Source organism: Leeuwenhoekiella sp. NPDC079379, from assembly GCF_044542075.1.
Taxonomy (GTDB): Bacteria; Bacteroidota; Bacteroidia; order Flavobacteriales; family Flavobacteriaceae; genus Leeuwenhoekiella.
Genome location: NZ_JBITTU010000004.1, coordinates 300,439 through 324,579, shown reverse-complemented (window position 1 = coordinate 324,579; position 24,141 = coordinate 300,439). Strand labels below are relative to the sequence as shown.

The 24,141-nt window shown below is 38.2% G+C and carries 20 protein-coding genes and 1 riboswitch; of the genes, 6 read left to right on the top strand and 14 right to left on the bottom strand.

Going from position 1 to position 24,141, the window contains the following annotated elements:
* Window positions 1-42: 42 nt before the first annotated feature.
* The 6 genes from ACIGAM_RS09770 to ACIGAM_RS09745 form a co-directional block, all read right to left on the bottom strand.
* Window positions 43-1,644, bottom strand: a complete 1,602-nt coding sequence (locus ACIGAM_RS09770) for a RagB/SusD family nutrient uptake outer membrane protein (protein WP_396511272.1) — start codon at window positions 1,642-1,644, stop codon at window positions 43-45.
* 10 nt (window positions 1,645-1,654) lie between these two features.
* A complete protein-coding gene (locus tag ACIGAM_RS09765; RefSeq protein WP_396511271.1) occupies window positions 1,655-4,651 on the bottom strand; it encodes a SusC/RagA family TonB-linked outer membrane protein in 2,997 nt (998 codons plus the stop codon).
* Window positions 4,652-4,940: 289 nt separating this feature from the next.
* Complete coding sequence (locus tag ACIGAM_RS09760; RefSeq protein WP_396511270.1) at window positions 4,941-5,639, bottom strand: peptidoglycan DD-metalloendopeptidase family protein; 699 nt, start codon at window positions 5,637-5,639, stop codon at window positions 4,941-4,943.
* 87 nt (window positions 5,640-5,726) lie between these two features.
* The gene (locus ACIGAM_RS09755) at window positions 5,727-7,442 is read right to left on the bottom strand and encodes a hypothetical protein (protein ID WP_396511269.1); all 1,716 of its coding nucleotides are present in this window, start codon (window positions 7,440-7,442) and stop codon (window positions 5,727-5,729) included.
* A gap of 4 nt (window positions 7,443-7,446) precedes the next feature.
* Complete coding sequence (locus tag ACIGAM_RS09750; protein ID WP_396511268.1) at window positions 7,447-8,046, bottom strand: hypothetical protein; 600 nt, start codon at window positions 8,044-8,046, stop codon at window positions 7,447-7,449.
* The gene (locus ACIGAM_RS09745) at window positions 8,030-8,521 is read right to left on the bottom strand and encodes an RNA polymerase sigma factor (protein WP_396511352.1); all 492 of its coding nucleotides are present in this window, start codon (window positions 8,519-8,521) and stop codon (window positions 8,030-8,032) included. Before ACIGAM_RS09745 ends, ACIGAM_RS09750 begins: the two co-directional genes overlap by 17 nt.
* 190 nt (window positions 8,522-8,711) lie before the next feature.
* Between ACIGAM_RS09745 and ACIGAM_RS09740 the strand changes: the two genes are divergently transcribed.
* Window positions 8,712-9,368: a hypothetical protein gene (locus ACIGAM_RS09740; protein WP_396511267.1), complete on the top strand. Its 657-nt coding sequence runs from the start codon at window positions 8,712-8,714 to the stop codon at window positions 9,366-9,368.
* A 58-nt stretch (window positions 9,369-9,426) separates the two neighbouring features.
* On the opposite strand, the gene ACIGAM_RS09735 is transcribed toward ACIGAM_RS09740, so the two are convergent.
* Window positions 9,427-9,852, bottom strand: a complete 426-nt coding sequence (locus ACIGAM_RS09735) for an organic hydroperoxide resistance protein (protein ID WP_396511266.1) — start codon at window positions 9,850-9,852, stop codon at window positions 9,427-9,429.
* Between the two features lie 260 nt (window positions 9,853-10,112).
* Here ACIGAM_RS09735 and meaB point away from each other — a divergent pair, with 260 nt between their 5' ends.
* Window positions 10,113-11,147, top strand: coding sequence for a methylmalonyl Co-A mutase-associated GTPase MeaB (gene meaB / locus ACIGAM_RS09730; protein WP_396511265.1), 1,035 nt, complete (start codon window positions 10,113-10,115; stop codon window positions 11,145-11,147).
* Between the two features lie 47 nt (window positions 11,148-11,194).
* On the opposite strand, the gene ACIGAM_RS09725 is transcribed toward meaB, so the two are convergent.
* A complete protein-coding gene (locus tag ACIGAM_RS09725) occupies window positions 11,195-12,217 on the bottom strand; it encodes a family 43 glycosylhydrolase (protein WP_396511264.1) in 1,023 nt (340 codons plus the stop codon).
* A gap of 103 nt (window positions 12,218-12,320) precedes the next feature.
* Window positions 12,321-12,518: riboswitch (cobalamin riboswitch) on the top strand.
* 138 nt (window positions 12,519-12,656) lie between these two features.
* On the opposite strand from ACIGAM_RS09725, the gene ACIGAM_RS09720 reads away from it, so the two are divergent.
* Entirely contained in the window at window positions 12,657-13,802 is a 1,146-nt protein-coding gene (locus ACIGAM_RS09720; RefSeq protein ID WP_396511263.1) for a hypothetical protein, read from the top strand.
* Window positions 13,803-13,879: 77 nt separating this feature from the next.
* Here ACIGAM_RS09720 and ACIGAM_RS09715 read toward each other — a convergent pair whose 3' ends face one another.
* Genes ACIGAM_RS09715 through ACIGAM_RS09700 form a run of 4 tightly spaced genes read right to left on the bottom strand, consistent with a single transcriptional unit; the run spans window position 13,880 to window position 15,901 of the window.
* Window positions 13,880-14,149: a hypothetical protein gene (locus tag ACIGAM_RS09715; protein WP_396511262.1), complete on the bottom strand. Its 270-nt coding sequence runs from the start codon at window positions 14,147-14,149 to the stop codon at window positions 13,880-13,882.
* A 5-nt stretch (window positions 14,150-14,154) separates the two neighbouring features.
* Complete coding sequence (locus ACIGAM_RS09710; RefSeq protein ID WP_396511261.1) at window positions 14,155-15,099, bottom strand: NAD-dependent epimerase/dehydratase family protein; 945 nt, start codon at window positions 15,097-15,099, stop codon at window positions 14,155-14,157.
* A gap of 1 nt (window position 15,100) precedes the next feature.
* On the bottom strand, window positions 15,101-15,670 hold the full coding sequence (locus tag ACIGAM_RS09705; RefSeq protein WP_396511260.1) for a phosphatase PAP2 family protein: 570 nt from the start codon (window positions 15,668-15,670) through the stop codon (window positions 15,101-15,103).
* The gene (locus ACIGAM_RS09700; protein ID WP_396511259.1) at window positions 15,671-15,901 is read right to left on the bottom strand and encodes a hypothetical protein; all 231 of its coding nucleotides are present in this window, start codon (window positions 15,899-15,901) and stop codon (window positions 15,671-15,673) included.
* A 214-nt stretch (window positions 15,902-16,115) separates the two neighbouring features.
* Between ACIGAM_RS09700 and ACIGAM_RS09695 the strand changes: the two genes are divergently transcribed.
* On the top strand, window positions 16,116-17,561 hold the full coding sequence (locus ACIGAM_RS09695) for a sodium:solute symporter (RefSeq protein ID WP_396511258.1): 1,446 nt from the start codon (window positions 16,116-16,118) through the stop codon (window positions 17,559-17,561).
* Here ACIGAM_RS09695 and ACIGAM_RS09690 read toward each other — a convergent pair.
* Window positions 17,532-17,897, bottom strand: coding sequence for a CoA-binding protein (locus tag ACIGAM_RS09690; RefSeq protein ID WP_396511257.1), 366 nt, complete (start codon window positions 17,895-17,897; stop codon window positions 17,532-17,534). The two genes, ACIGAM_RS09695 and ACIGAM_RS09690, sit on opposite strands and share 30 nt — an antisense overlap.
* A 308-nt stretch (window positions 17,898-18,205) precedes the next feature.
* On the opposite strand from ACIGAM_RS09690, the gene ACIGAM_RS09685 reads away from it, so the two are divergent.
* The gene (locus tag ACIGAM_RS09685; RefSeq protein WP_396511256.1) at window positions 18,206-20,653 is read left to right on the top strand and encodes a TonB-dependent receptor domain-containing protein; all 2,448 of its coding nucleotides are present in this window, start codon (window positions 18,206-18,208) and stop codon (window positions 20,651-20,653) included.
* 164 nt (window positions 20,654-20,817) lie between these two features.
* On the opposite strand, the gene ytxJ is transcribed toward ACIGAM_RS09685, so the two are convergent.
* The gene (gene ytxJ / locus ACIGAM_RS09680) at window positions 20,818-21,210 is read right to left on the bottom strand and encodes a bacillithiol system redox-active protein YtxJ (RefSeq protein WP_396511255.1); all 393 of its coding nucleotides are present in this window, start codon (window positions 21,208-21,210) and stop codon (window positions 20,818-20,820) included.
* Window positions 21,211-21,499: 289 nt separating this feature from the next.
* Between ytxJ and clpB the strand changes: the two genes are divergently transcribed.
* Window positions 21,500-24,103, top strand: coding sequence for an ATP-dependent chaperone ClpB (gene clpB, locus ACIGAM_RS09675; protein WP_396511254.1), 2,604 nt, complete (start codon window positions 21,500-21,502; stop codon window positions 24,101-24,103).
* Window positions 24,104-24,141 lie beyond the last annotated feature (38 nt).

The window sequence follows — 24,141 nt, the reverse complement described above, 5'->3', positions numbered from 1 at the left end:
TAAAATTGTTCGCCTCTTCAGCTATTCAGATAAATAAAAAATTTAGTATCCTATATTTTGTTTTAGGTTAGGATTTGTATTTAACTCTTCTAATCCTATTGGGAAAAGTGTGGTATGATTACCTTTAGGAGTGTGGTTGTACCAGCTTTTTGTCTGGTATACTCCAAAACGAATCATATCTGTTCTACGTCGCGCTTCAGCTGTAAACTCCCAGGCTAGTTCATCTAAAAACCTGCCGTAGATAACCGGTGTCGTGTCTCCGGCATCAGTAACACTACCGTCCTCACCTAAAACACCATATTCTACCGTTGTATCACCAATTAACTCTGCACCAGTAACTATTGCATCTTCAGCATTATCAAAAGCTCTGCTCCGTATATTACTTACAATTAAAGCTGCCTCATCTGCACGGTTTGTACGCAATAGCGTTTCAGCCTTCATCATTAAAACATCTGTATATCTAAACATGGGAAAATCATTACTTAATCTACTGTTAGATCCCGGGGCAATGTCATATTTATGACAACGTAAACCTTCTTCAAATTCACAGAAATAAATACTGGGCATAAAATTTACCAGCGTAAATAAAGTCTCACCGGTATCTGCATTTTTTTGATCTCCCTTAAGCCAGGTTTCGTCAAGACGTTTATCACCATTTTCATAACTATTAATAATTTGCGGATTTGCACTGCTCCCTCCCCAGGGCTGTGATTGCATCTTAAAAACATCGCGGTGACTGGGCAGTAACATTTTCATGTGTTGATTCCACTCTCCTGCATAGATTTGATCGTATGGAATAGCAAAAACAATTTCCGGAGAGTTTTGATTTTCAGTAGTAAAAATCGCACCGTAGTCAATATCTAATTTATAAGCCCCAGAATCTATAATTTGATTACAAAGCGCTAAACATTCTGCCCATTTTGCAGTACCTGTGTACACCTCAGCATTTAAATATACCCGAGCTAAAATTTGCATAGCGGCGTACTTCGTTAATCTGCCATAGGTAGTAGCATCTACGGTTTCAGAAAGATCAGGAATAACTTCAGTAAGTTCTGAAACTACAAAATCATACACTTGCTGCCGCGTGCTTTGTTGCGGAATTTCATCACTAAAATCTTTGAGTATTGGCACATTCCCGTGGGTATCTAATAATATTGAATAATACAATCCTCGTAACGCTCTCAATTCTGAAATTACTGTTGCGGCCTGTTCTGGGGTTACAGGAAGGGAGCCAGACTCTAGCTGTGAAATCACCCTGTTGATATTATTTACACCTCTAAAGCAAGTGAGCCACGTATTTCTTGGTTGATATTGCGTCTCATCCCACGTGTGAAAATGCATTCTTTTGTACGTACCACCGTCATCCCAACCGTTAGGTCGCGTAGGGGTTATAAAGGTATCACCAGACTCTTCCTGCACATCAAACAACCCCTGCCAGCTCATAATATAGCGTAAAGGCGTATAGGCAGAAGCCGTTAATGCTACAATATCCTCATCTGCAGGGACAAATGAATCTTCGGTGATTTCTGAAAATACCTCTTCTTCAAGATTTGTACAGGCTAAAAATGATAGGGAAACAAACAACCCCAAAACCGGCATTGTAAATGATCTTTTTAATACGATATGCTTAAATATAGTTTTCATAGTCTTTTTATTAAAACGTTACGTTCACTCCTAAACTAAATGTGCGTGTGGTAGGATATTTATCCCGCTCATCATTACCCGGAGATAAGCCAGATCTGTTAACCTCAGGGTCAATACCTTTGTAGCCAGTAAGTGTTACAAGATTTAAACCAGACGCAAATAACCGCAAGCGCTTAATGATGTCACTTTTATCTGTATTAACGGTATATCCTAAAGTCACGTTATCTATTTTCCAGTAATCACCATCTTCAACATAGTAACTCACAAATCGCTGAACATCAGAGAGCACAGCTTTACCATATACCTCATCAAAAGCAGTATCCAGAACATTGTAACCTATGGTAGGATTCTCATAAAACATTCTTGAAAAGTTTAATATCTGAAACCCAAAAGCTCCACGCATATTCACATTTAAATCCCAGTTTTTATAATTGAAGGTATTATTCCAGCTTAAATAATGTTTAGGTAACCCGTTTCCTAAAACCTGGCGGTCTGCAGTAGAAGATTCTGTAGCAGGTATAATCTCCACGTCAGCATTCTCTACTAACCAGATTCCCTCATCTGAAATATCTACACTTTTTAATCCGTAGAAATTACCGATGCTCTCTCCTACCTGTACGATGTGCGTAGAAAGTTGAATGGGCTCACCCGTGTAACCGGTGTAGAAAAAATCATTTGTTGTCTGAAACTGATCATTAGATAAAGACACTAACTCATTTTTATTTGTAGAATAGGTAAATGTTGAATTCCAGTTGAAGTTTTCGGTCTGTACCGGTAAAATAGTAAGTAAGGCTTCAAAACCTACATTACTTACCTCAGCAACGTTAGCCGTTATACTGCTGTACAAATAGGGAGGTGTGGGTACATCGTAATTATAGAGTGCATCTTTAGTGTGACGGTTGTAATAATCTAATGCACCGCTTAAGCGACCATCAAATAGGTCGAAATCAAGACCTATATTAAATTCTTCTTTTTTCTCCCATTTAAGATCCGGATTTGGATTTCTTGACGGAATTAATTCGCGTAACCACCTGCCGTTGTAATAAAAATAGTTACTATAATTTAAGCTACTTAGAGATTGATACGAACTTCCTGCATTAATACCTGTGATACCAAAACCTCCTCTTAATTTAAGGTTGTTTACCCACTTGGCATCTTTCATAAATTCTTCCTCATTAATACGCCATCCTGCAGATACTCCCGGAAAACTTCCCCATTTGTTATCTGCGCCAAAACGAGACGAACCTTCATGACGTAAACTTGCCATAAACAGATATTTATCATCGTAGTTGTACGTTAACCGTCCAAAAAATGCGATGAGCTTGTCTGAGTTTTTATAACTTCCCATACCTGCTTCACCTAACGGAAGTCCTTGCCCAATACCAAGATTGTTATAAGTATATGCATCTGATGGGAAGTTGCGGTTATTTGCATAAAAACCTTCGTTTACATTTTTCTCATAGTTATAACCCGCAAGCGCTGTGATTTTATGAAGACCAAAATTTTTCTTGTAGTCTAAGGTAATCTGCCCATAATCTCCCACATAATCATCGGTACCTCTTGAAGCATAGCCTTCAACACCATTTTTTGTAGTAGAAACGTGATTCTTACTCTCGTAATAGCCTCGTATATTTGAATTTCCTTTACGCGTATATAAACCTTGAATGGTTAAATCTTCTATTGGAGAATAAGCTAAACTTCCTGTAAATCGCGTATTGCGGTAACGGTTTTGACCGTCTGTCTCTTTTAGGTAAGCGACCGGGTTGTCGTATAAATACACATCTCTTTCAAACCAGCTCCCATCTTCGTTACGCACGGGCTCAGTAGGATTATGTATTAGCGCCTGGCGATACACATACGGGTTAAAACTGTAACCATCGCCACCGGTATAAAATTCCTGTTCACTGAGAACAACATTAAAATTGGCTTTCAATTTATTGTCAAACATCGCGTGGTTGACATCTATACGACCGGTATAGCGTTTGTTATTGGTATTTATAAAAATTCCTTCCAGGTTTCTGTAATTAACCGAAGCACTCAGGTTTGTTGTTTTGTTTCCGCCCCTAAAAAGTACATTGTGCACAGTACTTACAGCATTTTGAGTAATCTCATCTAACCAGTCTGTATCTGAACCAAAATCTTCAAAATTAGCTCCGGTAAACGTATAACCCTCAGCATACTTCTCTCTAAGTTCTGAAGCATTTAAGAAGTCGAGATTGTTACTAATAGATTGAAAGGACACATTTCCTGTATATTCGATTGTATTTTGCATATCATTATTTGCCCCTTTGGTAGTAATAATGATCACACCGTTTGTACCCCGAGTACCATAAATAGCAGTCGCAGACCCATCTTTAAGAACGTCTATAGAAGCAATATCTTCGGGAGCAACAGTTTGTAAACTTCCGGGAACACCATCTACAAGAATTAAAGGAGCGCTGCTGCCATTAAGTGATGCAATACCTCTTAATTGTATTTGCGTACCCGCTGTAGGATCTCCAGAAGGTGCAGAAACCGAAAGACCGGCTACTTTACCCTGTACAAGTTGGGCTGCGTCACGCACGTTACCTTCTATAAAGTCTTCAGACTTTACACTAGCCACTGCACTGGTTACATCGGCGCGCTTTTGTGTACCATAACCTATAACCACGACTTCAGAAAGAGCCTCAAGGTTTTCTTTTAATGTGATATTAAATTCTGTTTTACCTTGTGTTGATACTTCTAAAGTTTCAAATCCTACATACGAGAATATTAAAACTGCAGCCTCATTTTGGGTGGTTAACTGAAAATTACCATCAAAATCTGTGATATAACCGTTTGAAACACCTTTCTCCTTTACGTTAACACCAGGGAGTAAAACTCCATTATCATCTTTTACCGTTCCTGTAAGTGTACGTTGTGAATGGGTAATAAAAGAACACAGTAAAAATAGACCAAAGAGAAGATGTCCATTGTTTTTATAAGCCTTACGCTTAGCTACTACTAATTGATTTAATTTTTGACTCATTTGTTAGACAGTTTAGGTTAGTTGCTTCGTGAGAATTAATAACCCCTTAGGGAATCATTAACTGCGGAATAAAATTAGCAGGGATCTAAATCCTTTTTTAACTTTATCTTAGCTTAACCTAATACTATCTTAACAGTATTTTACTTAAATAACATCATTTACGGTTAGTTACCTACTTTCATCTTAATTTTTTAACAATAGTAATCCTTAAGAAATAGTAGTTTTTTGAAACTATTATGTCATTTTATATTGAAGAAGTTGCGGAAACTGAAATTGATTTTATCTAAATCTACAGCGTATTAAATTTAAGTAGTAGTTGCGGATCGGGACAATTTTTCTTGTAAAAATCTAGATTCTGAAGCGTAGACACTCCCGGATAATCACCCCTATTATCTTGTATATCTCGAATAATCTGAAAGTGTAAATGCGGAGCATAATCGCCATTTTCTTCGGGTACGCCAAGATGGGCCAGGATTTCACCAGCCTCAAACATTTGTCCTATGCTTAAATTAGATAAAGAAGATCGAGTTAAATGGCCGTAAAGTGTGTAAAATGTAAGATTTTCAAAACGATGTTCTAAAACGATACACGGCCCGTAATCGCCGTGATTGCGGTTATCTTTAAAGCTATGTACGATACCTTTTACAGGTACTAAAACCGCTGTACCTTGAGGACACCAGATGTCAAGACCCAAATGTATATTACGCTTTAGCACTGCATCTGTATTACTAAAATAAAGGCTTCGGTCGTAAATACTACGCTTTTCTAAATACCCACCATAAGCGATAGTTCCATCTACTTTAGACAAATAAGTATTTATGTAAAGTTGTATTACTCCCGCAGAGCTTGTATCTACTTCTTTTAAAATCGGGTTGGTTACCGAAAGATCAAGAAATTTATAATCTTCCGCTTTATAAGTGGTGTCAATTATCGGCGTAAAACCGGAAGTTAATTTGCTTAATTCTGCTGAAAAATCTCGTGTTTGCATACGCTCAAAAATACAATTCTATTGAAATTATTAAGCACAAAAAAGTCCGTTCTGGCAGGAACGGACTTTTTACCAATTAACTTAAAACTAATTTAAAACTATATCACTAAATTTTGAAGAGATGGCAATAATACTATCTGTATTTCTCGATTTGTAAAAACCATTTACCATACTGCTGTTATAACCTTCCATCACTTTTGCATCTAAACTTTTTGGATAATTTAAACGACTACGTACACCGTTAAAATTAAAATGGAAAGGTGTATCTGGCAGATTAAGTACCACATCACTATTCTCTACGCTTATATTTAAAGTCTTGAAATTTTTACCCAACTTAGGTATTGACAACTCACCAAAACTACCAGTAATAACCGCTGCATCTTGTAATTCATTTATAACAATACTGCTTGCTCTTGAATTTATATTGATGCTTTTAGCCTTATCTATCACACAGGATTTTGTATAACTCGCCTGCAGTGTACCATAATCCCAGGTTGCCACATCAACAGGACTATATGCTACGTTTATAAATGTTTTATCTCCCGAAATGGTGTTGGCAATAAAATCACCGTGCGACAAATTTACTTTAGCATTAGTAGCCTCAGCAATTTTTATATTACCGTGACGTACATTAAGATCTAGTTTAGCATCATTAGGCATACGCACCACAATCTTACGTTTGTATGATCCTTTAGGTTTAGCTACGTTAGGAACATTAGATCCCGTAAAACTATAAGTCATTTGCGTGCTCACATTACCATTAGCATCACGGGTAACCGTTTTCTGAAGATTACCTCCCTGTTGTTCTGCCATTTGCTCAAGCTTCTTAGCAAAACTATCGCTCCAGCCTTCCATAGCTTTACCTATATTTTGTCCTAAAGCCGCCATATCGCTTTCTAAAGCTCTACTGAAATTAGCCCCTAAAGCTTCGGTAGAACCACCAAACTGTTTCCCAAAACGCTCACCCCAGGCTTTCATATCTTTATTAAAATCTGCTCCCCAGGCTTCCATATCTGCGCGCCACTTATCGGTCTGTGACACACTTACACTCGTACCATATTTTTTATTCATCGCAGATACATAGCCTTTTTTATCTCTTTTATAGGCATCCGCATCAAAATTCATTTGCTTTGAGAATGGCGATTTTGGCATTCCTAATAGACTACTTCCGGCTAGTCCTTGTCCTGCAGCAACTTTCTTTTGATTGTTGCGTTCCCATTTTTTCATCACCGCATCAAAGTCTTCACCAAAATTAGCTTCGATCTTCTTTTTATACTGCTCTAAATACTTCTCCCCATCCCGCTTGTATGCATTGTAATCAAATGAAATATTTTTCATTCCCTTATAATATTCCGCAGGTAATTTCATTCCTGAAAACTGCTCAAGCATAGGGCTCAGCATATTCTTCATCATAGGCTGCATCATCTGCATAGACGATGCGATTAGATCATTAGCTCCCCGCATTTGTACATCACTTAAAGCGATATTTACTGCAGCAGGAGCTCCTCTGCTTAGTATTTGCACAGCATTACTATTACCTTGTACTTGTACCTGCCAACCTTTAAGTAGCTCTTTAATTTCTTCTTTAGAAAGATCATCAGATTCTATAACTGCTTCTACAGCAACTTCATTTTTATTCCAATTTTCAATAACCACATCTGCATACTGTGTATCTGCATTAATGCTAACATCTGCACGCGTTGAAAAACGCTCGTTAAATTTAGTGTTTGTGGTTTGTGCGTGTACTTGTGAAGTAAGATTCACTAAGAGGGTAAGCGCACATAAATGAACAAATAGTCTCATTATATTATACGGTGTTGGTTTTAATCTCATCAAATTGAGATTCTTGTAATTCATTCAGTTTTTCTTTTAACTTTAATAAAAGGTCTAGCCTAAACTGTAAATTATCTATAAGTGATTGTATGTTTTGATCGTTAACCCCGGTTTCAACCAGATCACTATTAAGACGGTCATACTCCTGGTTAAGCTCTTCTAGCTGTCCCATAAAAGCATCTACAACTGCTTTATTATCATCATTTACATTTAGCTGAGCAAGCTCCATATGTATGCTTGCCAGATAGCGATCTTCTATTTGCTTATACTCTGGTGAGAAATCACTTAATTGAACCTTTGTGGTTTCTGCACTCGCTACAGAGTTAGCTTCTGTAGGCTGTTGTTGCTGAATAGAGGCACTAAACGGATTATTTAACAGTAACCCGGTAACGGCGATTAGTACAACCAGTACAGCAGCAATTTTCATCCAGAGGTAACCCTCTGCTTTTGCCTTAGCCTGAGCGCCATAATTAGCGTCAAGTCTTGCATTAAATCGAGCTTCATGATTAGGCTTTAACCCTTCAGTAGGGACACTCAAATCATTTTTAAGAAGCTCTCTAATATCCTGTGCCATGATATTTTGTTTTTAATTTTTCTTGTAATTTCTTTTTACCTCTGTGCACCAGTGTACGTGATGCGACTTCAGTAATTTCTAATATTTCAGATATTTCCTGGTGGTCATAACCTTCAATTAAGAAGAGCATAACAGCATACCGGTACCGTTCTGGAAGTTCTTCAATAGCTTCCTTAATCTGGTCTACTGTGATACCATCTTCTACCTCCCAGTCATTGTCATCGTCTACAGTACCTAAAACCTGCTCATTTATCGCAACCAGCTCAAGCTTTTTAGCCTTAAGCATATCTATGCTCTTATTGATCACAATACGCTTGAGCCAGGCACCAAATGTCACCTCTCCATTGTATTGATGCATTTTTGTAAACGCTTTTACAAAACCCTCCTGCATCGCTTCTTCAGCTTCAAAAGAGTTTTTCAAAAACCTAAACGCTACGTAGTACATACCCTGGCTGTATTTATTATACAGTTGCATCTGCGCCCGCCTGTCGTTTTGTTTACATCGTTCAAGTATTTCGGTAATTTGCAAAATGATGGTTTGGTTAGTTGCTAATTCCTTTTCTAAAGACGAATCTATTTCGCCTACGTTGCAAAATTGTAATTAAATAATTTAGAACTAGGAATAATGGCATGTTATTTGATTTTAAAACTGAAAACAGGCTTTTATGAGACACCTCTATATTTTGATTATGGTAGTTCTTTCAGGGCTGTATTCTTGTGAAAATCCGCCAGAAATTGCAGAAGAATTTCAAGATGTTGAAACGTTTTATTTTCCGAATAAAGAACGATTTAATGCAATTGATCTAGAGAATAGTAACGTCAATCTCGATGATTATAAAACGTACGAAGAACTAGTCGCAGCAATGGATAAAAATTCCTGCGACAATAAAACAAATGTTTTAAGTTTTAAGCATAACAATACCCATTTTAAAATTGCAGTTTTTAAGGAATGCTCTCAAAGTAGAGGTGTTGCCTGTTATAGAAGGGTTGATTTTTTTGATTTTCAAAACGATTCTCTACTAAAGACTTACAATTCTAAAATCTCACCAAAATTCTTTGACGAAAAAGTTCAAGTCTCTTTAGATAAGCAACTCAGATCACCCTATTTTAATAAAGAGAAATTAAGAAGGGTCTTAATTAGTGTTCATTACTCTCACGAGAGACGAAATACGCCTGTTGAAAATTTAAAAAACACCTTACTTTTTATTACAAAAACGATGACTGAAATTCAGGAAAAGTATGATTTACAAATTTCTTATTATTTAGAAATTGACACGACTCATATTCCTCCACCGCCCCCACCTCCTTTCCCAAAAAACTAAAAAGCATAAAAAAACCCGCGTACTGCGGGTTTTTTAGTTCTTTATGATATGCCTAAACTTATTCGTCTAAAAGTAAGTTTAAAGTCACGTCAATATTATCCATCGTAGCGCGAGAATACGGGCATACTTCGTGAGCCTCGTTTACCAGCTCTTCACCTTGTTCTACATCTACAGTTGGTAGGTAGCAGTCAAGCACTACAGCCAGCTGAAACATTTCTTCTTCGTTTTTGCCGATTTTTACCGTTGCAGTAACCGTATAATCACCAAGATCTACTTTTTTCTCTCGGGCCACATGAGCCAAAGCACTACCAAAACAAGCAGAATATCCTGCAGCAAAAAGTTGCTCTGGGTTTGTACCTTCTCCTCCTGCACCACCAAGACCCTTTGGTACAGATAATTTAAAATCTAAAGTTCCGTCATCTGTTGAAACACTGCCGTCACGACCACCCGTTGCAGTCGCTTTTGCTTTATATAAAGCTTTCATATCTAGAATTTTTCAATGATTAAGGGTTCAAGATACCAATACAAAAAACAGAAATCAACTTCAGCTTACTAAAGATTTCACAAAAAGTAAATTGAGTCTAATTTCAAATTGTATTTGAAAAAACGCTTATTAATAGGAGATCAAATTAAACTCCGTATTTATGCGCTTTCATTTAATGAAATCATTTCGTATTTCGTATTTCGTATTTCTACTTTAATCATTTCCCTTACCTTTATTCCATTTTGAAAATTGCTTAAAAAATGTCTAAAAAAACGAATCATATCGATTCTACTTCAGCAAATACTATAATTGCTAAACGCCGAAATTTACCCGATACGCAGCAACTTATCGCGCAAATTTGCTCAGGAAATACAACCGCACTTAGCCGAAGTATTACCCTGGCTGAAAGTACTGCAGCACGTCATCAAGCAATCGCTCAAGAAGTATTAACTGGCTGTCTACCACACGCTAATAAATCTATACGTATAGGTATAACCGGAGTTCCCGGCGTAGGAAAAAGTACGTTTATAGAAGCCTTAGGTCACCATCTAACGCAACAGGGTAAAAAGATTGCCGTTCTGGCAATTGACCCTAGTAGCAGCATTAGCCACGGAAGTATTTTGGGTGACAAAACCCGAATGGAAACCTTATCTGTAAATGAACGTGCATTTATAAGACCATCTGCAGCAGGAGATTCTCTGGGAGGAGTTGCCCGCAAAACCCGCGAAGCTATAATACTTTGTGAAGCTGCCGGATATGAGGTTATTCTTATTGAAACGGTGGGCGTGGGACAAAGTGAAACCGCTGTTCACGCGATGACCGATTTTTTCCTGTTACTAAAATTAGCAGGAGCCGGTGACGAACTCCAAGGCATCAAACGCGGAATAATGGAAATGGCAGATTTGCTGGTTATTAATAAAGCCGATGGCGACAATAAAAATGCAGCCAAACTTGCTGCCAGTGCATTTGCAAAAGCCCTACACCTTTATCCCGCTAAAGAAAGTGAATGGTCTCCAGAAGTGAAACGTTGCAGCGCACTACAAAATGAAGGTATAGAAGAAATCTGGGAAACAATTTCTAATTATATAAAACTTGTAAATGAAAATGGTTATTTTGAAACCAACCGTAAAAAGCAAAACACCTACTGGTTAAAAAACACTATAGAAAATACCCTTAAAGATAACTTTTACTCAGACCCTAAAATAAAAGCAAAACTACCGCTACTTCTTGAAGCTCTAAACGAAGGAAAAACTACTCCGTTTCAGGCTGCACAGGAGTTATTGAAAAAGTTCTGATTTCTATTTTCTGAATCTAATACAAAAATTAACCTCTTTTCTAATTTCTAATTTTCCAGGGCTTTACTTTTAAAAGCTGCAATCCCGGAAGGTCTAACTTTTTCTATTAAACCATCTTTTGTAAAGTTTAAACTGTCTACACACAATTCCCGAAGCAAATCTTCAGAGTTTGGCGAGTTTGCAGAATGTCTGTGATACAAAATATAATCCTGTCCACTGCTATTAAAAACAGTATGATGCCCGGGGCTATAGGTTGTAGAATCGGTTTCTGTAGAAAGTATAGGACTGTTTTCAGCTTCAGTAAACGGCCCATACGGATTGTCTCCTATAGCATAACGCACTTTGTAGGTGTCTTCTATTACCTTTCCGTCTGAATACATTAAGTAATACACACCATCTCTTTTAACCATTACAGGAGCTTCAAAATAATTGGCTGGCGTTACATCTTTAATTTCACCTTCAAAGGTGATCATATCTGCACCCAGTTTTACAACAAAACAATGCCCGTTAACCCAGTTCAACCCAGAACCCCAATATAAATAAGCCTGCCCATCATCATCTATAAAAGCTTCCGCATCTATCATATGATACTCAGGGAATAGATTTCCTTTTATTAAAGGACTTTCATCTTCTTTGGCATTTTTCCACGGTCCTAAAGGAGATTCAGCAACACCTGCCCAAACCTCACTTCCTACAGACACATACATATAAAACTTACCGTTTTTAGCTTTAATTACGGAAGGTGCCCAAACCATACTTCCGTTTGAAGTGGGGCTCGTGCACGCCTCTTTTGTAGGCCAGTTTAAAGTTTTCTGTTCCCAGTTTTTAAAATCGGTCGACTCTAAAACGGCAAGGTCTTGTTTACCCCACGGGTCTTTGGTTGCATAAATATAAAATGTACCCTCTTCCTGAACAATAGAAGGATCTGCGTAATAGCCCTCAGCAATAGGATTTGTTATTAAATCTTCAGATTTATCCTGATTACTGGTTTGTTTTGCTTTATCTGTCTGCTTACAGCTGCTTAAAACCACTAATAACATAGCAGAACTTAACAATAGCCTTTTCTTCATAATTACGAACCTATACATACTAACTTAAATGTAATATATACATTTAAGTTAAAATAATTTGTTTTTATTCTAGAAACATTGAGTTAGCTTATTAAAATATACTAACGTTGTATAGATTTTTGGTTATAGCATTCTTATGCTGTATTAAAAGGGAATCAGGTGTAAATCCTGAACAGTTCCCGCTGCTGTAAATCCTATTCTGTATTACAGGATAATCGTTTAACATAACCACTGTCGCAATGATGGGAAGGGTTAAAACGAGGGATGAGTCAGAAGACCTGCCACAATCTATTATAAATCAAAGCTTTCGGGAGTTATTGCTTTGGGTAGATTGTTCTGTGCGCCTTAATTTTAAGGTGTGCTTCTTCTATCTATATCTATTTCCCGTTGTACGATTTACTAAAAAAGTAACCTTTTATTAATTAGTATATCTAGTATTATGCAACACAAAAACACAATCAAACTACTTTTTCTGGCAGGAATCATTATGCTATCAGCATCCTGTGCTAATGATGATGACACGGCTTTCACCCCTATGGAATTTACAACACCAACCTATGAAACCAACCTTGAACTCCTTTTAGGAGACACGCTTAAACTGAATCAGGAAATTTTAAATCTTCCCGAAAACGTGCAATTTAAATGGACTACTGAAGATACTGTCCTAAGCAAATTACAAAACTTAGAATACACTCCTAAGCAGGCCAAAACATTTGAACTCACGTTTAAAGCTTTAAGCGATCTTGATTCTATTTCCCGTACCTATCAGATTAAAGTGAACGATCCTTATGATGTGTATTACAGACCCAAATCTTCTGAAAGTAGCCCGTTAATCTCTCAATTACTTGCATATAACCCGGCTCCAGGTCAATTTATTAATAGTTCATTTGGTACTCCCGAGGATGCCCAAAAACTAATCGGGAGCACTACAAATACAATTTCACTAGGTGCCTGGGGAGGTTCTATTTTAGTAGGTTTTGATCATACAATAGAGAATGTGGCAGACGCTAAAGATTTTCTGGTTTATGGTAACGCATTTAATGGCCTTTCTGAACCCGGTATTGTACAAGTTTCTTTTGATGCTAATGGAAACGGACTCGCCGATGATACCTTTTATGAGCTACGCGGAAGTGCTCACGCCGATGCAGCAACACTTACAAATTACACGACAACGTATACTAACCCGGGAATGCACGCAGACGTGCCGTGGTTAGACAGCTCCAATACTGCAGGAAGTGTTGCGGTGAACTCATATCACCCCCAAAACTTTTATCCGCTTTTTATCACCGAACTTGAAGAAGTATCGTACACAGGAACTCGTGTCTTTCCTGTAGTATCCAACAGCGGATTTACAAATATTGCTGCGCTAGAATGGGGTTATGTAGATAATTACGATGCAGATTATGCCACTTATAAAGGAAACCTTCTTGATATAGATCAAGCCATAGATGCAGACGGAAATTCTGTTAATTTAAGAGGTATTGACTTTATACGTATTTACACGGGAGCTCAGGTTAATGCAGGTGCCTTAGGTGAACTATCTACCGAAATACGCGGTATCGCAGACTTTTCTATGCTAGAATAATTAAAAAAACCACTGACTAAATGTAGTAACTCGAGTACACGTTTAGTCAGTGGTTTTATTTTTACCTTTTTGCGATTTTAACTTCCAGGCTTCAGCTTTTTATAGCGCTTTTCATTAGTTCTAAATTTAAAGAACGCCACGACAATTCCCAGTATCAACCCAAAAAGACCGTATTTGAGAAATACTTCAATATCAAATATTCCGCCGGAAAAATAATTAACAACCAACTTATACGTAACGGCAATTAGAACAATCTGCAGCACGATTCCACTAAAAAATTGAAATTTTGCCGTTCTTTTTTCGCGCCACATTTTGACAAAGGCTTTGTCTTTTTCGGTTAGCATCATAGTTTTTACTCTACAAATTCTTTTCGATACCAGTCTATTTGCTTAGCTAAACCATCTTTTAAAGTCGTGGTAGGGTTGTAATCTAACAAGCGTCTGGCTTTATCAATATTTGCTTTGGTGAACATTTGATCTCCGCCACGTTTGCCTACAATATCTTTACGTATCTGCGTATCTAATAATTCTTCTACGATTGCCATTCCCTCGCCAGTGGTGTGCTCCTGCTCGGTTCCCAGATTAATTACTTCGCCATCTACGACCGCTTCTTTACCAATAACGCTTACCACGCCGTCAATAATATCATCTACAAAAGTAAAACTGCGTACGTGAGTCTCGCTACCTTCAAAAAGTGGAAATTCCTGATGAAAGAAACCACAACCTATTAGCTTTGTGTATAATTTCTCAGGACGCTCTCGAGGACCATAAACCGAAAACAACCGTAAAGAACATGACTTAATTTGATTTTCTCTGGCCTTTGACAAAACCAGTTGTTCTGCCGCTAGTTTTGTAACGCCATATAAGGAAGCAGGTTCTGGTGCTGCATCTTCGGTTAAGGTTGCTCTAAGACCGTATATTGAAGATGTAGAAATATTAGTAAAAAGTTTTAAGTCTTTACATGTTAGAGCAAAATCCATTAGATTTTTTGTCGCCACCAGATTGTTCATCAGATAATCTTCAAAAGTTGAAGTCGCAGCAATACCGGGTTGAGCAGCAAAATGAAAGATATAATTAAAATCTGCCTTTAATTTTTTAAAATCTTCAGGTTTTCTTAAATCCACTATTTCAATAGGAATACCTGCATTCTTAAGGCTTTTTGCATTCCTATTTTTTAGATCGGGGCTGTAATAAGGTGAGAAATTATCTATTCCTACCACATCAAAATCCATCGCTTTTAAACGCTCTGCACAATGCGAACCTATAAAACCGGCTGCACCGGTTACTAATGCTTTCATACTAATTATCTTTAAAAATTTTGGCAAAGCCAAAACGGTGGAGATAGAACATAATTAAACCTATCACACCACCTATTAACATCCCGGTTAAAACATCTCCGGGATAATGAACGCCTACATAAATACGGCTATAGCCTACTAGTAACGCCCAGGTAAATAATACGGGAAACACCCATTTATAGTGTGTTTTAAGTAAAAGTCCCACAAATACCGCCAGACCCATTGAGCTTGCTGCATGTGCAGAAAAATATCCAAAACTCCCGCATCTAACTGCTATAAAACGTGCCTGCTCCATTACTCCTTCCTGCCGGCAAGGTCGCAAACGCTCAAAACCGTGTTTAAATACATTTGCCAGTTGGTCTGTAGCAGTAATTAAAAGCGCAACGGTGACCAGAGTATACAGCGTCCCTTTAATACCAAATTTCTTATAAATCAGTACCAGTAGAAATACGTAAAGCGGTATGCTATACCATTTATTGGTAATAAAAAGCCAGAAAGGATCCCACGTCTCTGTTCCCAAATTGTTGAGAAAAATATAAACCTCGTGATCCAGTTGCTGTAATTCGTTCATTTAATCTTCTTCGTAACGCGCTACCTCTCTGTCGTAAAACTCGGTCGCTTTAAGAATTAATCCTTCGGCTTCAGAAGAAAGTTCATCTTCATCATTCTCGTCGAAATCTTCAAACCATTCTACATCGTCTGTTTTTAAGTCTATGACAAAACGTGGGAAGTCTGTGTGAATGACAAAAATTGAATCGGGATAATCTGTGTTATCACCTAGTATAAACTTGGGAAGTTCCATAAAATTAATGTGTTATTTTTCAATAAATCCGCAATAAAACGCAGCGTATTTAGATACCTGAATTTGTATTTAATTGAGAAAAATCAGGCTCAGGAATGTCCTTATTTTGCGCAAAGGTAAGTTTACTTTGTAAATTTTTCAGATTATGCCAATTGAAGTTTTATACCTTATATTCGTTTTGCAAATTTACAGCTCCAATTTTTACATCCAATTTATGCAACCCACCACCATACTTCTACTTATTGCAGGCTATTTTATTACGCTTATGCTGGTTTCCTATTTTACAGGAAAAGGAGGTTCTAACGAAGATTTTTTTAAAGCCAGCAAGCAGTCTCCGTGGTATTTAGTAGCCTTTGGGATGATAGGCGCTTCGCTATCTGGCGTTACGTTTATATCGGTTCCGGGCTGGGTAGAAGCCTCACAGTTTAGCTACTTTCAGGTAGTTTTAGGCTACACCTTAGGTTATGCCGTAATAGGTTTAGTATTGCTGCCGCTGTACTATAAACTCAACCTCACCTCCATTTATGCCTATTTAGGGGGAAGATTTGGAATCAACTCCTATAAAACAGGTGCTTCTTTCTTTTTATTAAGCCGCGTTGTAGGCGCTAGTTTTAGATTATATCTGGTAGCAAATGTTTTACAACTGCTGGTTTTTGACAGTATGAATGTACCCTTTTGGGTGACCGTTACCATTACTATTTTACTAATCTGGCTGTACACCTTTAAAAGTGGGATAAAAACTATTGTGTGGACAGATACGCTGCAAACCCTCTTTATGCTAACCGCACTAGGTGTTGCCATATATTTCTTATCTTCAGATTTAGGGTTGACTCCGGGGTCTTTTTTCAATTTTATCGCAGAAAGTGATATGTCTAAAATGTTCTTTTTTGAGGATTGGAAGAGTAAAGACTTTTTCTTTAAACAATTTATAAGTGGTGCGTTTATCGCTATTGTAATGACCGGTCTTGACCAGGATATGATGCAAAAAAACCTCACCTGCAGAACCCTAAAAGATGCTCAAAAAAATATGTTTTGGTTTACCATCGTACTTACGATTGTAAATCTCATCTTTTTGGCTTTGGGTGTTTTACTTACTATTTATGCTCGAAATAACGGGATTGAAGCTTCTAAAGATGATTTATTTCCGTTTATCGCAACCCAGTCTGGATTAGGTTTTGGTATCGCGATTTGCTTTATTTTAGGACTTATCGCTGCTGCTTACTCCAGTGCAGACAGTGCTTTAACAGCACTTACGACTTCCTTTAGTATAGATATTCTAGAGATTGAAAAAAAATACACAGCCGCGAAGCAAGTCGCCATTCGTAAAAAAATACATATTGCTGCTTCCCTATTAATAATCCTGGTGATTATAGGTTTTAAATATATTATCGCAGATGAGAGTGTGATTGCTAAACTCTTTGTTTTTGCAGGCTACACTTATGGCCCTTTACTGGGTTTGTATGCTTTCGGATTATTTACAAAATGGAATGTAAAAGATAAGATTGTGCCCGTAGTTTGCATTGCTGCTCCTATTCTCGCTTATATAATTAGCGAACTAACGCTGAAGTATCTTGATTTTGAATTTGGCTTCTTTATACTTATCCTCAACGGACTATTAACCTTTATAGGTTTAGTAAGTATTCGTACTCAAAAGAACTAAAGTACACGCATTGTCGATCTCAATATTTGCCTGTTCTAAAAGACTGTAAAATTCCGGATTTTCGGTGCCGGGATTAAAAATGATACGCCTTGGTTTTAAGTTGATGAGATACTCATAATACGGCTTTTGATTTATAGCATTAAGATATAAAGTCACCGTATCTACAGCATCGTAATCAGGAAACCCCGTATCTACAGATACACCGGCAACCTCACCTGCACGTAAGCCCAAAGCTACTACAGGATGCTTTTTCTGCACCAGACGGTTAATTGCCATAAATGAATATCGTATGGGTTTAAGTGATGCTCCCAGTACTAGTGTTTTTTTTGTTATCATAAATCAAAGTTAAATGATTACTTCTTCTGTAACAATACTTATCTCTAACGGTCTATAGATATAGAAGTCGACTTCTAAGTTTGAATGCTTATTAATTATTTTGATGGTTAGTGTTAGTTTCTAACATTCAAACTTGAAAACCCGGGATTTAGCGATCCCGGGTTTTCTTTTTTTAAAATAAATTGATTTTAAGTGTAACAGATTTTAAACACGTTCGTCTATTATATATCCGCTAATCACGGAGTACTTTGTTTTAACTAGTATGTTATGCAAAGTATTATTTAAAACATCAATCAAAATCGAACACTATGAAACCTAGCTATTGGCTACTATGCCTACTATTATCAAGTTTTACCACTTTCTCTTTTGCGCAACCTAAACCTCCTGAGGTAATTACCGGTAGCGTGCGTGGTGTGGTACTAGACGCAGACCTCAATCAACCCATACCCTACGCAACCGTTGTAATAAGTAGAAATGCCGGCGATGTGGTTACCGGCGGTATTACAAATGACGACGGTGCTTTTGAAATTTCAAAAATCCCTGAAGGTATCTACACGCTTAAAATTCAGTTTATAGGGTATGAAAGCACCCAGCGCGATCTGGTAATAGACCGTGAGCACCGCCAGAGTGATTTTGGCACAATTAAACTGAGTGCTGTCCCTGCAGAACTCGATGCGGTAAACATCGTTGCAGAGCGCACCACTATAGAGCAGCAAATAGACCGAAAAGTCATCAATGTGGGTAAAGATTTGACCACTGCAGGAGCAAGCGCGGCAGATATAATGAATAATATTCCGTCTGTAAATCTTGATCAGCAATCTGGTGCACTTACGCTACGCGGAAACAGCAACGTACAGGTAATGGTAGATGGTAAGCTTTCTAACATTCCGGCAGATCAATTGCTTAAACAGCTTCCGTCGAGCTCTATCAAGAAGATTGAATTAATCACAAATCCTTCAGCAAAATACAATCCTGACGGAATGAGCGGAATCATCAATATCGTACTGCACAAAAATGTAAACATAGGATTTAACGGGGATGTAAGTGCAGGACTTTCCTATGAGAAAAATGCCCAATTTAACAGTGGTTTAAATCTCAATTACCGCAACGGCAAATTCAATCTGTATTCAAACTACAGTAATAACCTTTCTAAGAATGCTAATTATGGGACGATTTTTCGCGAAGGCGATAACTCTACCCAGTATTTTGATATGCTTAATGACCAAAAATCACACCTGCTTAAATTGGGCTTAGATGTGTATTTAAATGATAAAAATACCCTCTCTGTTTTTACCTCTCAAAACAGCTTTAACGGAATGCCCGGCGGTAACATAGATATCATCTACGCAAATGATACGACACGCAACCTGATGCAGGATTTTGGCGCAGATATGAGCAACTACTCGCAGCAATACAACCTCGATTATAAACTTGATTTTGAAAAAGAAGGTCATAATATAGAGTTTGAAGCAGATTACAACACCTTTGATGCAGATGAGGATACGTTTTTTGACTTTACAGGAACCACTCCCCTTGCCGACTATGAAGATTTTGTAGCTACAAAAAGAGACCGTACTACTTTGAATTTAGATTATGTGAATCCGCTTTCTGAAAGTGAAAAGCTAGAGTTGGGTGTTCAGGCTATTTTATTTAATACAGATATTGCCTACAGCAGTACCGGGCAGTCGTTTAATGCAAGTGGCAATCTGATTCCCACACCAGATACGCAATTTGATTACAGTCGGGATATTTATTCAGCTTACGTGACCTACGGAAAAAAATATGAAAAATGGTCGTATCAGGCTGGTTTACGTGCTGAGCAGGTGCATGTCGCTGCAGACACTAATGCGGTACGTGCGTTTACAAACGATTATTTTGAACTATACCCATCAGCTTACGTAACCTTTAATCCTTCAGAAAAAAACCAGTATCAGGTAAGTTACAGCCGTCGTATAGATCGTCCGGGCGTAGGTCAGGTTAATCCCATACGCGAATGGAGTTCGCCCTTAATAACCCAATTTGGGAATGTAGATCTGAGACCGCAGTTTACAAATTCGTTAGAAACCAACTACACACGAACCCTTGAGAAAGGAAGTATTACAGCCGGAGTTTTTTACCGCATTATTGAAGATGAGATCAATCAAGCTGTATTTGTAGATCGCTTTAATCTGGATCGTATCGTGTTGACCAACGATAATTTTGACTCCACTACTGCCTATGGTTTTGAATTGAGCAGCAACTACAAACCGCTAGACTGGTGGAGCATTAATGCGAGTTTCGATTTATTCAATCAAACACAAACCGGTATTACCGAGTCGCTAGACCCGGCTATTGAAAATCCTACGGCATCTGATATTACCCAAACCCGTATTGAAGTTGAAAATACGGTGTACAACGCACGAGTGATCAACAACTTTACAGCGACAAAAAAACTAACGTTCACCGCTTTTGCGATGTTTAGAGGCCCTAATAAAGGAATTCAGTTTGAAAACAAATCGATGTTTATGACTAATATAGGTGCTCGTTATTCCATTTTTGAGGGTAAAGGCACGATTAGTTTAAACTATAATGACATATTTAATACGATGAAAGCGCGATTTACCGGGACTAACCCCTACCTCATACAAGGGCAATTTAACTGGGAAAGCAACACGGTTTACGCAGGCTTTAACTACCGTTTTGGCGATAGTAAATACCGCGCAAAACGCCGAAAAAACAGAGAAAACAATGAAGTTGAAGGCGGCGGCATGTTCTAAAAAACATGCGTACTTACTTTAATAGTACTTACCTATTTAAAGAAATAATCTGTTTTTTGTTTATTTGAATTAGCCTTCTTTAAACAATACAGCCATTTTAAAACAAATAGGTATAAAAAAACCCGGAGCGCTGCTTCGGGTTTTTGCTTGTAATCGAAGTACAATTAAATCTTTTGCTTCAATACTGAAGCATCTATATCGCTGTGTGAGGTATTATAAACCGCTGCTCCGTTTTTAATCAATAACACTTGCGGACTCTCATGACGTACGTTGAATTTTGTAGCAATTGCTGCGCTGATATCACGGTATTGCTTAAGGTCTAAAAAATAAGGTTCAATCTCTTTTTTATCGTAATCGTAGTTCTTCTCAAATCCGCGTAATGCCATACGGCTAATACCACAAGTAGTACTGTGTTTAAAAATTAAAACCGGCACCGCTTTAGAAATCTCTACAATCTCGTCAAGTTGTTCAAGACGCTCTAGCTGTATCCACTTCACCTCTTTTATTTCTTCTTTTGCGATATCGCTCGCACTTTTAAACTTATCAAAAAAACCCATCGTCGTTTATCTTTTAATTTTATTAACGCCTGCTTTCCATAGCGTGGCGTAAATTTAAGGAAAGATACCGGTATTTTCTATTAAGGAAAACCAAACAACCAAACCGACAAAAAGACAGCGTAAAAACAAGGCTTAACTGCCATTATGACTGGTTTTATAACTGGTATATAAATTGCCATAGCATCTACAAAAGCACTTAAAATTTAAGAATCTGATCAAATCTTAAAATCTATAAGGTGCATTGAAACAAACATCAAATCCCATTTAATGGGCCTAAAAAATAGAAGAAATGAACTTTAATAATTTTACAACAAAATCTCAGGAAGCTGTACAGCAAGCCCAGGCGCTTGCTCAAGGCTATGGGCATCAGCAAATTGAGAACGAGCATATTTTTAAAGCGATTCTTGAAGTTGATGAGAATGTTACTCCCTTTTTACTTCAAAAATTAGATGTAAATATTAATCTGCTTAAACAAATTTTAGAAAGTACGCTTAACAGTTTTCCTAAAGTAAGTGGCGGCGAGCTTATGCTTTCACGTGAGGCTGCTAAAACTGTAACTGAAGCCGGAAACATCGCTAAAAAAATGACCGATGAGTATGTTTCTCTAGAACATCTTATACTCGCCATTTTTAAATCGAGCAGTAAAATAGGTCAGATTTTAAAAGACCAGGGCGTTACCGAAAAACACCTGAAAGCTGCTATTGAAGAATTGCGCAAAGGAGAGCGTGTTACTTCACAAAGTGCAGAAGAAACTTATAACTCGCTGAGCAAATACGCCAAAAACTTAAACCAACTTGCCCGTGATGGCAAGCTCGATCCCGTGATAGGTCGTGATGAAGAAATTCGTAGAATTTTACAAATTCTATCGCGTAGAACGAAGAACAACCCGATTCTGGTAGGAGAACCCGGTACGGGTAAAACCGCAATTGCAGAAGGTCTTGCCCATCGTATTATAGACGGTGATGTACCCGAAAATCTTCAGGAAAAGCAAATCTGGGCGCTAGATATGGGTGCTTTAATTGCCGGTGCAAAATACAAAGGTGAGTTTGAAGAACGCCTTAAAGCGGTTATCAAAGAAGTAACTGAAAGTGCTGGCGATATCGTCCTCTTTATAGATGAGATTCACACCCTCGTGGGCGCCGGTGGCGGTCAGGGAGCGATGGATGCTGCAAACATTTTAAAGCCTGCTCTTGCACGTGGCGAACTGCGTGCAATAGGCGCAACAACCTTAGATGAGTATCAGAAGTATTTTGAAAAAGACAAAGCCCTAGAGCGACGTTTTCAGAAGGTAAATGTATTTGAACCCGATACCGAATCTGCAATTTCAATCCTTCGTGGAATTAAAGAAAAGTACGAGACGCACCACAAAGTGCGTATAAAAGATAATGCAATTATCGCAGCTGTAGAGCTTTCACAACGCTATATCACAAACCGTTTTTTACCCGATAAGGCGATTGACCTTATGGATGAAGCGGCTTCAAAAATGCGTATGGAAATCAACTCCAAACCCGAAGAGCTTGATGTTCTGGATCGTAAAATAATGCAACTCGAGATCGAAATTGAGGCCATTAAACGCGAGAAAGACGAGAGTAAATTAAAATCCCTGCATGCAGATTTAGCAAATATTAAAGAAGAGCGCAACGAGGTTAATGCCAAGTGGAAAAGCGAAAAAGAAGTGGTTGACAATATTCAGAATGCAAAGCAGGATATTGAAAACTTTAAGCTGGAAGCAGAACGCGCAGAACGAGAAGGTAACTATGGTCTTGTTGCAGAATTGCGCTACGGAAAGATAAAAGAAGCTCAGGAAGAGCTTGAGAAATTACAGGTAGCACTGGCAAACCAGGGAGAAAACACGCTGATTAAAGAAGAGGTTACCAGCGAAGATATCGCCGAGGTGGTTGCAAAATGGACCGGTATACCCGTGACTAAAATGCTGCAAAGTGAGCGCGAGAAATTGCTGCATCTTGAAGGCGAACTGCACAAACGTGTGGTGGGACAACAGGAAGCAATAATTGCGGTAAGTGATGCGGTACGCAGAAGCCGGGCCGGGCTGCAAGATCAAAAACGCCCTATAGGTTCGTTTTTATTTCTGGGGACTACCGGTGTAGGTAAAACCGAACTTGCAAAAGCACTGGCTGAGTATCTGTTTGACGATGAGAATAACCTCACCCGCATAGATATGAGTGAATATCAGGAGCGTCACAGTGTGAGTCGGCTTGTGGGTGCACCTCCGGGATACGTGGGTTATGATGAAGGCGGGCAGTTAACCGAAGCCGTACGTCGCAAACCCTATAGTGTGATTTTACTAGACGAGATTGAAAAAGCACACCCAGATACGTTTAATATTTTATTACAGGTGCTTGATGAAGGGCGCTTAACCGATAATAAAGGGCGTCTTGCAGACTTTAAAAATACCATTATCATTATGACCTCAAATATGGGAAGTCATATTATACAGGAAAAATTTGAAGCCATAAAAGATGCCGAGACCGCGATGGAAGGTGCAAAAGTTGAAGTGTTGGGCTTACTCAAACAAACCATACGCCCAGAGTTTATAAACCGTATAGACGACATTGTGATGTTTGCCCCGCTTACGCGAAAAGATATCGAGAAAGTTGTGAGTTTACAGCTTAAAGGAGTCACTAAAATGCTCAACAAACAGGGTATTACTTTAGATGCTACGACTGAAGCAATCGCACACCTGGCAACTAAAGGTTTTCAGCCCGAGTTTGGTGCGCGACCGGTTAAACGTACGATTCAAAAAGAAGTGCTTAACAAACTATCTAAAGAGATCTTAAGCGGCAAGATTACCACAGACAGTATTATTTTACTGGATGCCTTTGATGACGAACTCGTTTTTCGCAATCAAAATAATCTGGTGGAGAACGACTGAAGAGCACTGGTTGTCTAAAACCTTAAAAGCGATCCTTA

Bases quoted from the DNA above. Each gene is read 5' to 3' on its own strand.
- ACIGAM_RS09770 (WP_396511272.1), bottom strand. From the start codon at position 1,644: ATGAAAACTATATTTAAGCATATCGTATTAAAAAGATCATTTACAATG.
- ACIGAM_RS09765 (WP_396511271.1), bottom strand. From the start codon at position 4,651: ATGAGTCAAAAATTAAATCAATTAGTAGTAGCTAAGCGTAAGGCTTAT.
- ACIGAM_RS09760 (WP_396511270.1), bottom strand. From the start codon at position 5,639: ATGCAAACACGAGATTTTTCAGCAGAATTAAGCAAATTAACTTCCGGT.
- ACIGAM_RS09755 (WP_396511269.1), bottom strand. From the start codon at position 7,442: ATGAGACTATTTGTTCATTTATGTGCGCTTACCCTCTTAGTGAATCTT.
- ACIGAM_RS09750 (WP_396511268.1), bottom strand. From the start codon at position 8,046: ATGGCACAGGATATTAGAGAGCTTCTTAAAAATGATTTGAGTGTCCCT.
- ACIGAM_RS09745 (WP_396511352.1), bottom strand. From the start codon at position 8,521: ATGCAACTGTATAATAAATACAGCCAGGGTATGTACTACGTAGCGTTT.
- ACIGAM_RS09740 (WP_396511267.1), top strand. From the start codon at position 8,712: ATGAGACACCTCTATATTTTGATTATGGTAGTTCTTTCAGGGCTGTAT.
- ACIGAM_RS09735 (WP_396511266.1), bottom strand. From the start codon at position 9,852: ATGAAAGCTTTATATAAAGCAAAAGCGACTGCAACGGGTGGTCGTGAC.
- meaB (WP_396511265.1), top strand. From the start codon at position 10,113: ATGTCTAAAAAAACGAATCATATCGATTCTACTTCAGCAAATACTATA.
- ACIGAM_RS09725 (WP_396511264.1), bottom strand. From the start codon at position 12,217: ATGAAGAAAAGGCTATTGTTAAGTTCTGCTATGTTATTAGTGGTTTTA.
- ACIGAM_RS09720 (WP_396511263.1), top strand. From the start codon at position 12,657: ATGCAACACAAAAACACAATCAAACTACTTTTTCTGGCAGGAATCATT.
- ACIGAM_RS09715 (WP_396511262.1), bottom strand. From the start codon at position 14,149: ATGATGCTAACCGAAAAAGACAAAGCCTTTGTCAAAATGTGGCGCGAA.
- ACIGAM_RS09710 (WP_396511261.1), bottom strand. From the start codon at position 15,099: ATGAAAGCATTAGTAACCGGTGCAGCCGGTTTTATAGGTTCGCATTGT.
- ACIGAM_RS09705 (WP_396511260.1), bottom strand. From the start codon at position 15,670: ATGAACGAATTACAGCAACTGGATCACGAGGTTTATATTTTTCTCAAC.
- ACIGAM_RS09700 (WP_396511259.1), bottom strand. From the start codon at position 15,901: ATGGAACTTCCCAAGTTTATACTAGGTGATAACACAGATTATCCCGAT.
- ACIGAM_RS09695 (WP_396511258.1), top strand. From the start codon at position 16,116: ATGCAACCCACCACCATACTTCTACTTATTGCAGGCTATTTTATTACG.
- ACIGAM_RS09690 (WP_396511257.1), bottom strand. From the start codon at position 17,897: ATGATAACAAAAAAAACACTAGTACTGGGAGCATCACTTAAACCCATA.
- ACIGAM_RS09685 (WP_396511256.1), top strand. From the start codon at position 18,206: ATGAAACCTAGCTATTGGCTACTATGCCTACTATTATCAAGTTTTACC.
- ytxJ (WP_396511255.1), bottom strand. From the start codon at position 21,210: ATGGGTTTTTTTGATAAGTTTAAAAGTGCGAGCGATATCGCAAAAGAA.
- clpB (WP_396511254.1), top strand. From the start codon at position 21,500: ATGAACTTTAATAATTTTACAACAAAATCTCAGGAAGCTGTACAGCAA.